General features: G+C 62.3%; 11 protein-coding genes. 7 read left to right on the top strand and 4 right to left on the bottom strand.

Features of this window, described 5'->3' with window-relative positions; genetic code table 11:
* Window positions 1-17 precede the first annotated feature (17 nt).
* Entirely contained in the window at window positions 18-506 is a 489-nt protein-coding gene (locus AC1M7R_RS10285; protein WP_003206849.1) for an Lrp/AsnC ligand binding domain-containing protein, read from the bottom strand.
* Between the two features lie 154 nt (window positions 507-660).
* Here AC1M7R_RS10285 and dadA point away from each other — a divergent pair, with 154 nt between their 5' ends.
* From dadA to AC1M7R_RS10255, 6 genes are all read left to right on the top strand, one after another.
* Window positions 661-1,965 (top strand): D-amino acid dehydrogenase, encoded by a 1,305-nt coding sequence (dadA, locus tag AC1M7R_RS10280; protein WP_072458532.1) that lies wholly within the window; start codon window positions 661-663, stop codon window positions 1,963-1,965.
* Window positions 1,937-2,290: a RidA family protein gene (locus tag AC1M7R_RS10275; protein WP_053148623.1), complete on the top strand. Its 354-nt coding sequence runs from the start codon at window positions 1,937-1,939 to the stop codon at window positions 2,288-2,290. Before dadA ends, AC1M7R_RS10275 begins: the two co-directional genes overlap by 29 nt.
* A gap of 97 nt (window positions 2,291-2,387) precedes the next feature.
* Window positions 2,388-3,461, top strand: a complete 1,074-nt coding sequence (gene alr, locus AC1M7R_RS10270) for an alanine racemase (RefSeq protein ID WP_072458533.1) — start codon at window positions 2,388-2,390, stop codon at window positions 3,459-3,461.
* Window positions 3,462-3,586: 125 nt separating this feature from the next.
* Window positions 3,587-4,135: a cupin domain-containing protein gene (locus AC1M7R_RS10265; protein WP_072390670.1), complete on the top strand. Its 549-nt coding sequence runs from the start codon at window positions 3,587-3,589 to the stop codon at window positions 4,133-4,135.
* Window positions 4,136-4,319: 184 nt separating this feature from the next.
* Window positions 4,320-4,733 (top strand): c-type cytochrome, encoded by a 414-nt coding sequence (locus AC1M7R_RS10260; RefSeq protein ID WP_072390667.1) that lies wholly within the window; start codon window positions 4,320-4,322, stop codon window positions 4,731-4,733.
* Between the two features lie 140 nt (window positions 4,734-4,873).
* Window positions 4,874-6,796 (top strand): acetyl-CoA hydrolase/transferase C-terminal domain-containing protein, encoded by a 1,923-nt coding sequence (locus AC1M7R_RS10255; RefSeq protein WP_072430951.1) that lies wholly within the window; start codon window positions 4,874-4,876, stop codon window positions 6,794-6,796.
* 116 nt (window positions 6,797-6,912) lie between these two features.
* On the opposite strand, the gene AC1M7R_RS10250 is transcribed toward AC1M7R_RS10255, so the two are convergent.
* Both AC1M7R_RS10250 and rep read right to left on the bottom strand, forming a co-directional pair.
* Window positions 6,913-7,485 carry a xanthine phosphoribosyltransferase gene (locus tag AC1M7R_RS10250; protein WP_072390660.1) on the bottom strand — a complete coding sequence of 191 codons (573 nt, stop codon included), beginning with the start codon at window positions 7,483-7,485 and terminating at the stop codon, window positions 6,913-6,915.
* A gap of 54 nt (window positions 7,486-7,539) precedes the next feature.
* Window positions 7,540-9,549, bottom strand: coding sequence for a DNA helicase Rep (gene rep, locus AC1M7R_RS10245; protein ID WP_072390655.1), 2,010 nt, complete (start codon window positions 9,547-9,549; stop codon window positions 7,540-7,542).
* A gap of 273 nt (window positions 9,550-9,822) precedes the next feature.
* Here rep and AC1M7R_RS10240 point away from each other — a divergent pair, with 273 nt between their 5' ends.
* On the top strand, window positions 9,823-11,496 hold the full coding sequence (locus AC1M7R_RS10240) for a putative bifunctional diguanylate cyclase/phosphodiesterase (protein WP_072390651.1): 1,674 nt from the start codon (window positions 9,823-9,825) through the stop codon (window positions 11,494-11,496).
* Window positions 11,497-11,607: 111 nt separating this feature from the next.
* Here AC1M7R_RS10240 and AC1M7R_RS10235 read toward each other — a convergent pair whose 3' ends face one another.
* The gene (locus AC1M7R_RS10235; protein ID WP_490610390.1) at window positions 11,608-13,008 is read right to left on the bottom strand and encodes a NorM family multidrug efflux MATE transporter; all 1,401 of its coding nucleotides are present in this window, start codon (window positions 13,006-13,008) and stop codon (window positions 11,608-11,610) included.
* Between the last annotated feature and the right edge of the window lie 20 nt (window positions 13,009-13,028).

Below are 13,028 nucleotides of genomic sequence, written 5' to 3'. Positions count from 1 at the left end.
CGCCGCAACGCCCAGGTTCAATCCGGAATCGGCAGGTTCAGGCTCTCCTTCACCTCTTCCATCACGATGTAGCTCTTGGATTCGCGCACGTGGGGCAGCTTGAGCAGGATGTCTCCCAGCAGCTTGCGATACGAGGCCATTTCGGAAATCCGTGCCTTGACCAGGTAGTCGAAATCCCCCGACACCAGGTGGCATTCCAACACATGGGGCAATTTCAGCACGGCGCGTCGGAACTCTTCGAAAGTGTCGCCGGACTTGTAGTCGAGGCTGATCTCGACAAACACCAGCAGGCTTCCTTTGAGGTGCTGCGGGTTTAGCCGGGCGTTGTAGCCCATGATGATCCCTTCGCGCTCCAGGCGCCGCACCCGCTCGGTACACGGTGTGGTGGACAGGCCGACCTTTTCGCCCAGCTCGGTGAAGGAGATCCGCCCGTCGGCCTGGAGGATGCGCAGGATGTTGCGGTCGATTTTGTCCAGCTCGCGTTTGGTCTGTGTATTGGTACGCACAGGGGATGCTCCTCCATGAAAAGGGTTTTTGCCGAGAATTCTCGCCAAATATAGGCATTTATATAGTGAAAAGCACTGGCTGATCTTTTTTAAACTGCGCGCATCAAAGCTGTGTACAACAAACGTCAGCGGTTATCCGCGATGAGGTCATAAAATGCGCGTTCTGGTCTTGGGTAGCGGCGTCATCGGCACTGTCAGTGCTTACTATCTGGCCCGGGCCGGGTTTGAAGTGGTGGTGGTCGACCGTCAGCCGGCGCCGGCCATGGAAACCAGCTTCGCCAACGCCGGCCAGGTATCGCCGGGTTATGCCTCGCCGTGGGCCGCGCCGGGTGTGCCGCTCAAGGCCATCAAGTGGCTGCTGCAGCGTCATGCCCCGCTGGCCATCAAGGCCACTGCCGACATCGACCAGTACCTGTGGATGGCGCAGATGCTGCGCAATTGCACCGCCAGCCGTTATGCCATCAACAAGGAGCGCATGGTGCGCCTGTCGGAGTACAGCCGCGACTGCCTCGACGAACTGCGCGCCGAAACCGGCATTGCCTACGAAGGCCGTACCCTGGGGACGACACAGTTGTTCCGTACCCAGGCCCAGCTCGACGGCGCGGCGAAAGACATCGCGGTGCTGAAGGAGTCCGGAGTGCCCTTCGAGGTGCTCGATCGCGAAGGCATCGCGCGGGTCGAGCCGGCCCTGGCCAATGTCACCGATATCCTCGCCGGCGCCTTGCGGTTGCCCAACGACCAGACCGGCGATTGCCAGATGTTCACCACGCGCCTGGCGGAAATGGCCGTCAAGCTCGGTGTGGAATTCCGCTTCGGCCAGAACATCCAGCGCCTGGACTCTGCCGGCGACCGCATCAACGGCGTCTGGATCGACGGCAAGCTGGAAACCGCCGACCGCTACGTCCTGGCCCTGGGCAGCTATTCGCCGCAATTGCTCAAGCCCCTCGGTATCCGTGCACCGGTGTATCCGCTCAAGGGTTACTCCCTGACCGTGCCGATCACCAATCCGGCAATGGCGCCCACCTCGACCATCCTCGACGAAACCTACAAGGTGGCGATCACCCGCTTCGACAACCGCATCCGCGTGGGTGGCATGGCGGAAATCGCTGGTTTCGACCTGTCCCTGAACCCGCGTCGCCGCGAAACCCTGGAGATGATCGTCAACGACCTTTATCCTCAGGGCGGTGACCTGGCCCAGGCCAGTTTCTGGACCGGCCTGCGCCCGACCACCCCGGACGGTACGCCGATCGTCGGCGCCACGCCGTTCAGGAATCTGTTCCTGAACACCGGCCATGGCACGCTCGGCTGGACCATGGCTTGCGGTTCCGGTCGTCTGCTGGCGGACCTGATGGCTCGGAAAAAGCCACAGATCAGCGCCGAAGGTCTCGATATTTCCCGTTATGGCAGCAAACATCAGGAGTCTGCGAAACATGGCAATCCAGCGCCAGCTCACCAATGACCGCATGAGCCAGGTTGTGGTGCACAACGGCACCGTTTACCTGGCCGGGCAAGTCGGCGACGACATGAGCGCCGGCATTGAACAACAGACCCGCGAAACCCTCGCCAATATCGAGCGTCTGCTCGACCTGGCCGGGACCGACAAGAGCCGCTTGCTGTCGGTGACGATCTACCTGAAAGACATCGAGGCGGATTTCGCAGGCATGAACGCGGTCTGGGACAAATGGCTGCCCCAAGGTGTCGCGCCGGCACGGGCCACAGTGCAGGCCCGGCTCTGCGAGCCGGAAATCCTCATTGAACTGTCGGTCGTGGCCGCGCTGCCGTAAACCGATCGAACCAGTCCCTCTCCCGGCGCTGTTGATGGTGCATGCCGTCAGCCAGCGCCGGTTTTTTACCCTGTCCGACTATTAGAAGTCTGCCGCCATGCGTCCTGCCCGTGCCCTGATCGATCTCCAAGCCCTGCGTCATAACTACCAACTGGCCCGCGAAGTCACAGGGGCCAAGGCCCTTGCGATCATCAAGGCCGACGCCTACGGGCACGGTGCGGTACGTTGCGCCGAGGCCCTGCAGGACAGTGCCGATGGGTTCGCCGTGGCCTGCATCGAAGAGGCCCTGGAGTTGCGGGCCGGTGGGATCCGTGGGCCGATCTTGCTGCTGGAAGGCTTTTTCGAAGCCGATGAATTGGCGTTGATCGTCGAGCATGACTTGTGGTGTGTCGTGCACTCGTTGTGGCAGCTCGAAGCGATCGAGAAAGCGACGATGAGCAAGCCGATCACCGTCTGGCTCAAGCTTGACTCCGGGATGCATCGGGTCGGCTTGCACCCGGCGGACTATCAAGGCGCCTACCGTCGACTGCTGGCCAGCGGCAAGGTGGCGAAGATCGTGTTGATGACTCACTTTGCCCGTGCCGATGAGCTGCATGACCCCAGCACTGTCCAGCAACTGACGGTGTTCGAGGCTGCGCGCCAGGGCCTGGTGGCGGAAACGAGCCTGCGCAATTCACCGGCGGTTCTGGGTTGGCCGCAGATACCAAGCGACTGGGTGCGTCCGGGCATCATGCTGTATGGCGCGACGCCCTTCGAGGAGGCCCAGGCCACGGCGTCACGCCTGCAACCGGTGATGACACTGGAGTCGAAGATCATCAGCGTGCGGGAATTGCCCGCCGGCGAGCCGGTGGGATACGGCGCCCGTTTCGTGACCGCGCAACCGACCCGGGTCGGGGTGGTTGCCATGGGCTATGCAGACGGCTATCCGCGCCAGGCGCCGACCGGTACGCCGGTGCGGATCGACGGACAGCCCAGCCAACTGGTCGGGCGAGTGTCGATGGACATGCTGTGTGTCGACCTGACGCACCTGCCCCAGGCCGGCCTCGGTTCCACCGTTGAGCTTTGGGGAAAGCACGTGCTCGCCAGTGACGTGGCGAAGGCCGCCGGGACGATTCCCTATCAGATTTTTTGTAACCTGCGACGAGTGCCACGGCTCTATTCCGAGGGCTGAGGCGAGGCTGGGTCGACCGGAGGTCGCTTCACCGCACGGGATTCGGGCCAAAGTGTTGTAAATACTGAACGCTGTCGCCATGATAACGCTCACTTACCACACAACACTCCCTGGAGGTTCCTGCATTGGACGTCGGTGAACGACTGCAAGCCATTCGTAAACTCAAAGGTCTTTCCCAGCGTGAACTCGCCAAGCGCGCGGGCGTTACCAATAGCACCATTTCCATGATCGAGAAAAACAGCGTCAGCCCCTCGATCAGCTCGCTGCGCAAGGTTCTCGGCGGGATTCCCATGTCCATGGTCGAATTCTTTTCCGAGGAAATCCTCCAGGAGAAACCTACCCAGATCGTCTACAAAGCCAACGAATTGATCGACATCTCCGATGGTGCCGTGACCATGAAGCTGGTGGGCAAGGCGCACCCGAGCCGGGCGATTGCCTTTCTGAACGAAATCTATCCGCCTGGCGCCGATACTGGTGACGAGATGCTCACCCACGAGGGCGAGGAAACCGGGATCCTGGTGGAGGGCCGGTTGGAGTTGGTGGTGGGGGCCGAGACATTCGTGCTCGAGGCAGGCGACAGCTACTATTTCGAGAGCACCAAGCCACACCGTTTTCGTAATCCGTTCGATGCGCCGGCGCGACTGATCAGCGCAGCTACGCCGGCCAATTTCTAGGAAAAAACGGCGCCGAGCCTGGATGGCAAAGGCGCCTGGGGGTGAGCGGGCCATGGCTGACAAGACCCTTGCGACTTTAGGGTTGTTTCAGTGTGGCAGGCTTACCGCTATACTTGCGCCCGCCTGCAAACCGTGGCCGCAGGCGTGACTAGCCACCATTGAGGGTGTACGCGTGAACCTAATTATGAAAATGCTGGCTGCACCAGCAACCGTATTGGCCCTATGGGCTGCGAGCGCTCAAGCGGCGCCCAACGATGAAATCGCCAAGCGTCTTGAACCCGTCGGCCAGGTTTGTGTTCAGGGGAAAGAATGCAAGGGCATGGAAGTCGCCGCTTCGGCTGGTGGCGCTGGTGGGGCCAAGGCACCGAAGGATGTCATTGCGAAACACTGCAATGCATGCCACGGCACTGGCTTGCTGGGTGCCCCTAAAATCGGTGACAAAGCGGCCTGGAAAGAGCGTGCCGATCACCAGGGCGGTCTTGACGGTATCCTGGCCAAGGCCATCACCGGTATCAATGCCATGCCGCCTAAAGGCACTTGCGCCGATTGCTCGGATGAGGAGCTCAAGGGCGCAATCAAAGAGATGTCTGGCCTGTAAAAGCCAACAGCCCGCATCCATCCGGAAAAGCCGCTTACGAGCGGCTTTTTTGTGCCTGCGGCTTTGCAACGCTGTTCATCGCAACCAAGACCCGTCAATCTCGGTCCAACCCACATTCACGGAGCAGGTCGGAGGGGCCGATGGTGCAATTGTGTTCAATCGAACAGGCGGTGGACGAGGTGCTGGAGCGGTTGCCGACGCACATTCACCTTGGCATGCCCCTGGGGCTGGGCAAGCCCAACCTGTTCGTCAACGCGCTTTACCGACGCATCGCCCAACTGCCGGAGCGGCAGCTGACCCTCTACACGGCGCTGAGCCTGGGACGGCCGAACCTGGGCGATGGTTTGCAGAAGCGTTTCCTGGAGCCCTTCATCGAGCGTGTCTTTGGCGACTACCCCGAACTGGATTATCTCGCCGACCTGCATCGGGACAGCCTGCCGGCCAATATCCGGGTCCAGCAATTCTTCCTGCAGCCCGGCAGCCTGTTGCACAGTGCTTCGGCCCAGCAGGACTACGTCAGCAGCAATTACAGCCATGCGGCCCGGGACATCAACGCCGCCGGCCTGAACCTGGTGGCACAACTGGTGGCGAGCGACCCGCAATACCCGGATCGCCTGAGCCTCAGCTGCAACCCCGACATCACCCTCGACCTGTTGCCGATGATCGCCAAGCGGCGCGCGGAGGGGGAGACGATCCTCATGCTGGGGCAGGTCCACAGCGACCTGCCCTACATGCCGGGCGATGCTGAGGTCGGCATCGACACCTTCGACCTGTTGATCGATGAGAAGGACAGCCACCGGTTGTTTTCCACGCCGAACATGCCGGTGGGGTTCCAGGATCATTTCATCGGCCTGCACGCCAGCACCCTGGTGCGCGACGGCGGCACCTTGCAGATTGGCATCGGCTCGATGGGCGACGCGCTGACGGCGGCACTGTTGGCGCGCCAGGCCGACAACGCCGGATACCAGGCCCTGCTGGCGGACCTGAACCTCAGCCAGTGGGCCCGGTTGATCGAGCGCGAGGGCGGGGTCGAACCGTTTGCCAAGGGGCTGTACGGCTGCAGTGAAATGTTCGTCAACGGCCTGTTGGCGCTGGCGGAAGCGGGGATCATCCGGCGCAAGGTCTATCCCGACGAGCCGACCCAGGAACAGGCCAACGCCGGTACCCTCGACGAGGCGGCCCAGCCCGATGGCGTCTGCATCCATGGCGGGTTCTTTCTTGGGCCGCGCAGTTTCTACGAGCGCCTGCACGAGCTGCCCCAGAGCAGGCGGCTCGAATTCAATATGACCCGTATCAGTTTCATCAACGAGCTGTACGGCCAGGAGCGGCTCAAGCGCTTGCAACGGCTCGATGCCCGGTTCATCAACACGGTGTTCACCATGACATTGCTGGGCGCCGGGGTGGCTGACCAGCTGGAAGACGGGCGGGTGCTCAGCGGCGTGGGAGGGCAATACAACTTCGTTGCCCAGGGCCATGCGCTGGAGGGCGCGCGTTCGATCCTGCTGCTGCGCAGCTGGCGCGAGGCAGGGGGCGAGGTCAGCTCCAACATCGTCTGGGAGTACGGCCACTGTACCATTCCCCGGCATTTGCGAGACATCGTGGTTACCGAGTACGGTATCGCCGACCTGCGGGGCAAGACCGATGCCGCAGTGATCGAGGCGCTGCTCAATATCAGCGATTCCCGGTTCCAGCCGGGGCTGATCGAGCAGGCACAAAACGCCGGCAAGCTGCCGAAGGATTTCCGTCTCGATCCGCGATTCGCCGAGAACACTTCGCAGCGCTTGCAGACGATCCAGGCACGGCATCCGAATCTTTTCCCGGAGTACCCGCTGGGCTGCGATTTCGACGCTGAAGAGCGGGACCTGCTGCGGGCGCTGAACTGGCTCAAGAGCAAGTTCAAGCTCACCGAGATCCTGGAATTGGGTAAAGCCGCGCTGGACGCACCGCAGCCGTGGGAATTTGCCCAGCACCTGGAGCGGATGCAACTGACGAGCCCTGAAGGCCTGAAGGAGGAGCTGGCCCAGCGGTTGTTGCTGGCGGGTCTCAAGGCCACTGCGCCATAGCGATCAGCCTGAGACGCCTGTGGGCGCGCGCCTGCTCGCGATAGCGGACTATCAGCCAACTCGATGCTGGATGTGCGACCTCATCGCGAACAGGCTTGCGCCCACAGGGTTGCGGATCAATCGATAAAGGTCACGACCCCGCCTTCCAGGGATTGCACCCGGGCCAGGGATTCGACGCGATAGCCTTGGGCATCCAGCTCCGCGCGCCCGCCCTGGAACGATTTCTCGATCACGATCCCCAGTCCGGCCACGGCTGCGCCTGCCTGCTTGATGATGGAGATCAGCGCCTGGGACGCCTTACCGTTGGCCAGGAAGTCATCGATGATCAGCACGCGGTCGCTGCTGGTCAGGTGGCGCGGGCTGATAGCTACGGTGTTTTCGGTTTTCTTGGTGAACGAATACACGGTAGCCGACAGCAGGTTTTCCGTCAGGGTCAGGGATTGCTGCTTGCGGGCGAAGATCACCGGTACGCCCAGGTTCAGGCCGGTCATGATCGCCGGGGCAATGCCCGAGGCTTCGATGGTGACGATCTTGGTCACGCCCGAATCCCTGAACCGCGCGGCAAATTCGTCGCCGATCAGCTTCATCAGCTGCGGGTCGATCTGGTGGTTCAGGAAGGCGTCGACTTTCAGAACCTGATCGGAAAGCACGATGCCTTGTTCACGGATTTTCTGGTGCAGGGCTTCCATGAAGCCTCCTTTGGTGGCGCTTTCGACGCCTGGGGTCAGTTGAAAAAATCGATTCTAGCGTTTGAGCATCGCGCGTATATCGGCCAGGGCGTTGTTGCCTCGCACGGCCTTCACTTCGGTCGGCGTGTCGTCGTTGCCTTCCCAGGCCAGGTCATCCGGCGGCAGTTCGTCGAGGAAGCGGCTCGGGGCGCAGTCGATCACCTCGCCGTATTGCTTGCGCTTGGCGGCGAATGTGAATGCCAGCGTCTGGCGTGCCCGGGTGATGCCGACGTAGGCCAGGCGCCGTTCTTCTTCGATGGTGTCGGCTTCGATGCTGGAGCGGTGGGGCAGGATTTCCTCTTCCATGCCCATGATGAACACGTAGGGAAACTCCAGGCCCTTGGAGGCATGTAGGGTCATCATCTGCACGCCTTCGGCACCTTCTTCCTCTTCCTGCTGGCGCTCGAGCATATCGCGCAGCACCAGCTTGCCGATGGCGTCCTCGACGGTCATTTCGCCGTCTTCGTCTTTTTCCAGGGTGTTCTTCAACGCTTCGATCAGGAACCAGACATTGCCCATGCGGTAGTCGGCGGCCTTGTCGCTGGAGCTGTTGGTGCGCAGCCAGTTTTCATAGTCGATGTCCATGACCATGCTGCGCAGCGCCGAGATCGGGTCTTCCCCGGCGCACTGCTCGCGTACCTTGTCCATGAAGCGCTTGAAGCGCGCCAGGCGATCGGTGAAACGGCTGTCCAGGTGTTCGCCCAGGCCGATTTCATCGGTGGCGGCATACATCGAGATCTTGCGCTCGGTGGCGTAGTTGCCAAGTTTTTCCAGGGTGGTGGAACCGATTTCCCGGCGCGGGACGTTGATCACCCGCAGGAAGGCGTTGTCGTCATCCGGGTTCACGATCAGGCGGAAATAGGCCATCAGGTCCTTCACTTCCTGGCGGCCGAAAAAGCTGTTGCCACCGGACAGGCGATAAGGGATCTGATGATGCTGAAGCTTGAGTTCGATCAGCTTGGCCTGGTAGTTGCCGCGATACAGGATGGCGAAGTCGCTGTAGGGCCGGTCGGTGCGCAGGTGCAGGCTGAGGATTTCCATGGCCACGCGCTCGGCTTCGGCATCTTCGTTGCGGCAGCGGATCACACGGATCTCGTCACCGTGGCCCATCTCGCTCCACAGCTGTTTTTCGAATTCGTGAGGGTTGTTGGAAATCAACACGTTGGCGCAACGCAGGATACGGCTGGTGGAACGGTAGTTCTGCTCCAGCATCACCACCTTGAGCGATGGGTAGTCTTCCTTGAGCAGCATCAGGTTTTCCGGCCGGGCACCGCGCCAGGCGTAGATCGACTGGTCGTCGTCGCCCACCACGGTGAACTGGTTGCGTTTGCCGATCAGCAGCTTCACCAGCAGGTACTGGCTGGCGTTGGTGTCCTGGTATTCGTCCACCAGCAGGTAGCGGACCCTGTTCTGCCATTTCTCCAGGATGTCGGCGTGGTCCTGGAACAGCTTGACCGGCAGCAGGATCAGGTCGTCGAAGTCCACCGCGTTGAAGGCCTTGAGCGTGCGCTGGTAATGGGCGTAGACGATGGCGGCGGTCTGTTCCTTGGGATTGCGAGCGTTCTCCAGGGCTTCGGGAGGCAGCACCAGGTCGTTCTTCCAGGCGCCGATCATGTTCTTGATCTCGTCGACGCCGTCGTCGCCGGAGTATTCCTTCTGCATGATGTCGGTCATCAGGGCCTTGACGTCGGTCTCGTCGAAAATCGAAAAGCCCGGCTTGTAGCCCAGCCGCACATGCTCCTTGCGGATGATGTTCAGCCCCAGGTTGTGAAAGGTGCAGACCGTCAGGCCCCGGCCTTCGCCAGGGCGCAGCAGGCCGCCGACCCGTTCCTTCATTTCCCGGGCAGCCTTGTTGGTGAACGTCATGGCGACGATGTATTGGGCACGGATGCCGCAATTCTGGATCAGGTGCGCGATCTTGCGGGTGATTACGCTGGTCTTGCCGGAGCCTGCACCGGCGAGCACCAAAAGTGGGCCGCCGACATAGTTCACGGCTTCTTGCTGCCGGGGGTTGAGTCGGGACATGACGGGGTCAGGGAGTCGTTTGCGAAAATGGGCCGGCATTTTAACAGGCTCAGCGAATTGTGCTGCTCTGTCCGACTTGTGACTCGACAACTGACGCAAATCACCGTTTTGCCTGTGCCATGCGGAATTTGCGGCAGATTTGCGGAGAATGTTCGATTTTTGGATGAAAAAATCGCCAGAAGCCTGTATTTGAGAACCATTGACATTGGTCATTGCCGATTGGCAGGTCATAATGCCCGGCGCCTACCACCTTGCAGAGTCTAGGGAGTCAGCTTGTCCACGCCTGTCGAACCCTTGCGTTTGCTGTTATTGGCCGAAGAGCCTGAGTGGCCGGCGATACTGCGCGAGTGCCTGGCGCCCATGGCGGGCTCGATCGTGTTGACCAGCGCCCCGGACTGGGAGTCGGTCAGCGACCTGTTCGAAGACAATCGTAGTGCCGTGCTGCTGACCGTCGCGGCATTGCAGCCGGCACCCGGCCGTTGCCGCCTGCCGACTGTCCTGCTGTTGGAGCAGGAACCTGCGACACCGCCCGATGGCGCCAGCGACTGGCTGGTGCGCGACACGCTCGACAGCGCGACCCTGCGTCGTTGCCTGCGCCATGTACGCGAGCGCGGTGTGCTGGAAAACACGTTGCAGCGCCTGGCCGAGCAGGACCCCTTGACGGGCATCGCCAACCGCCAGGGTTTCCAGACCCTGCTGGCGGCGCGCCTGGCCGAGAACGAAGGTCGCGGCCTGGCGCTTGGTCATCTGGACCTGGACAACTTCCGCCACGCCAACGATGCCCTGGGCCACCAGGCCGGCGACCGCTTGATCCTGCAAGTGGTGTCGCGCCTCAAGGGTTCGCTCGAGGCCGGCGACCAATTGGCGCGATTGGGCAGCGACGAATTCGCCTTGCTGATCGATACCCGCCGCGCGCCGCAACGGGCCGAGTGGATCGCCGAGCGCATCACCCAGGCCATGGCCGAGCCGTATTGGGTGGACGGCGAGAGCCTGCTGATCGGTTGCAGCCTGGGCATCGCCCATGCCCGCGCCCAGGCCGGCGCCGACCCGCTGATGTGGCACGCCCACATCGCCATGCAGCAGGCCAAGAGCACCCAGGGCTGTACCTTTCATATCTTCAACGAACGTATCAACCGCAATGCCCGCAGCCTCGCCGACCTTGAGAGCGAACTGCGCCGGGCACTGCGTCGCGATGAGCTGGAACTGCATTACCAACCGCGACTGGACCTCGATAGCGGCAACATTGTCGGCCTCGAAGCCCTGGTGCGCTGGCGTCACGGCGAGCGCGGGTTGCTGCCGCCGAGTGAGTTCGTGCCGCTGGCGGAGCAGAGTGGCCTGATCGTGCCGCTGGGTTACTGGGTGATTTCCCGGGCACTGCGGGACATGCAGGCGCTGCGCGAGCGAGGGCTGGCGCCGTTGCACATGGCGGTCAACCTGTCATTCCGGCAGTTCCAGGACAGCCAGTTGCTGTCGACCTTGAGCCGGCTGATCGCCGAACGCGGCGTCGAGGCGCAATGGCTGGAGTTCGAGCTCACCGAAACCGCCGTCATGCGTCGCAGCGAGCTGGTCAAGCAGACCATGGACGCCCTGGGGCGCCTGGGGGTGCGTTTTTCCCTGGACGATTTCGGTACCGGGTTCTCCTCGTTCGTGCACCTCAACAGCCTACCCATCGCCTTGCTCAAGATCGACAAGAGCTTTGTCGGCGGCATGGAGCAGCGCGAAGAGAACCGCAAGCTGGTGCACGCGATGATCAACCTGGCCCACAACCTGAACCTGGAAGTTGTGGCCGAAGGGGTGGAGACCCCCGAGCAGCTGGACCTGCTGCGTGGCTTCGGTTGCGACCAGGTCCAGGGCTACCTGATCAGCAAGCCGTTGCCGTTGCCGGAATTGGTCGAGTACTTGACGTTCGAGGGTGATCAGCAGTCCACACACGATGTCGTGGTCTGACACAAACCCTTGTGGAAGCGAGCTTGCTCGCGATAGCGGGGTACCAGCCAAAATGGATGTGACAGACCTATCGCGATCGCGAGCAAGCTCGCTCTTACAAAGAGATGGATTTCACTTGGCCTGAATGGCTTCGAAACCGGGCTGTCCAGCCTCACTGCGAATCATCCGCTTCATCTTCCATTCAAATGCCAGCGTCAGGCTCACCGCCGCGCAGGCCAGCCCCAGGGCCAGGCCCCACCAGACACCGGTCGGCCCCCAGTTCAGGTGGAAAGCCATCCACCACGCGGCCGGCGCGCCGATCAGCCAATAACACCCCAGGCCCACCAGGAAGGTCGTCTTGGCATCCTTGAGTCCGCGAATGCAACCCATGGCGATGGTCTGCGTGCCGTCGAACAGCTCGAACCACGCCGCCACGGCCAGCAGGCTCACCGCCAGGTCGATGACCGCGCGGAATGCCGGGTCGTCATGGTCCAGGAACAGACCGACCAGCTGGTTCGGCAGCAGCCAGAACACCATGGCGAAAGCCAGCATCACCGACGCGCCGAAGCCGATGCCGACCCGCCCGGACAGCCGCGCCATCGACAATTGCCCGGCCCCGTAGTGCTGGCCGACCCGCATGGTGATCGCATACGACATCCCCGCCGGGACCATGAACGCCACCGAGACGATCTGCAGGGCGATCTGGTGGGCCGCCAGCGGCGTGCTGCCCATGGTGCCCATGCACAGCGCGGCGAACGCGAAAAGGCCGACCTCCACTGCGTACGTGCCGCCAATCGGCAGGCCCAGGCGCCAGAGCTCCTTGAGGTACTGGCGGTTGGGGCGCGACAGGCCTTCGAGCAGCGGATAGGCGCGGTAGGCCGGGTGCCGGTGGATATGCCACGCCAACGCCAGCGCCATGCAGTTGGCGACAATGGCGGTTACCAGGCCGATCCCCATCAGGCCCGGTTTCGGCAGGCCGAACATGCCGGTGATGAGTGCGTAATTGAGCAGGAAATTGATGACCGTGCCCCACAGGCTGATGACCATGACCGGCGTGGCGCGGCCGATGGCGCTGGTAAAGCCGCGCAGGGCCATGAAGCTCAGGTAACCAGGCAGGGCGAACGGCAGCGCCAGCAGGAATTGCCCGGCGGACAGCACGTTGGTTTCGGTCTGGCCGAACATCAGCAGTACCGGCTTGAGGTTCCACAGCAGCAGTCCGGCCATCAGGGCCATCAGCCAGGCCAGCCACAACCCGGCCTGGGTCAGGCGGGTGGCGCCCTCGACATCGCCCGCGCCCCGGCGGATCGCCACCAGGGTACCCACGGCCGCGATCACGCCAATGCAGAAAATCGAGACGAACGAGTAGGCCGCGGCACCGAGACCGCCGCCGGCAAGGGCTTCGGGGCTCAAGCGCGCCATCATCAGGGTGTCGGTCAGCACCATCAACATATGCGCCAGCTGCGAGGCAATCAATGGCCCCGCCAGCCGCAGGATGGCCCCGAGTTCGGTACGCACCGGATGCCGCATGATCATCACACTCCCTGTCCAGACGA

The sequence above is a fragment of the Pseudomonas sp. MS01C9 genome (assembly GCF_058202755.1).
The sequence above is the reverse complement of the archived record's forward strand: the minus strand, read 5'-3'. Positions and strand labels throughout refer to the sequence as shown.

Bases quoted from the DNA above. Each gene is read 5' to 3' on its own strand.
- dadA (WP_072458532.1), top strand. From the start codon at position 661: ATGCGCGTTCTGGTCTTGGGTAGCGGCGTCATCGGCACTGTCAGTGCT.
- AC1M7R_RS10275 (WP_053148623.1), top strand. From the start codon at position 1,937: ATGGCAATCCAGCGCCAGCTCACCAATGACCGCATGAGCCAGGTTGTG.
- alr (WP_072458533.1), top strand. From the start codon at position 2,388: ATGCGTCCTGCCCGTGCCCTGATCGATCTCCAAGCCCTGCGTCATAAC.
- AC1M7R_RS10260 (WP_072390667.1), top strand. From the start codon at position 4,320: ATGAAAATGCTGGCTGCACCAGCAACCGTATTGGCCCTATGGGCTGCG.
- AC1M7R_RS10255 (WP_072430951.1), top strand. From the start codon at position 4,874: ATGGTGCAATTGTGTTCAATCGAACAGGCGGTGGACGAGGTGCTGGAG.
- AC1M7R_RS10250 (WP_072390660.1), bottom strand. From the start codon at position 7,485: ATGGAAGCCCTGCACCAGAAAATCCGTGAACAAGGCATCGTGCTTTCC.
- rep (WP_072390655.1), bottom strand. From the start codon at position 9,549: ATGTCCCGACTCAACCCCCGGCAGCAAGAAGCCGTGAACTATGTCGGC.
- AC1M7R_RS10235 (WP_490610390.1), bottom strand. From the start codon at position 13,008: ATGATCATGCGGCATCCGGTGCGTACCGAACTCGGGGCCATCCTGCGG.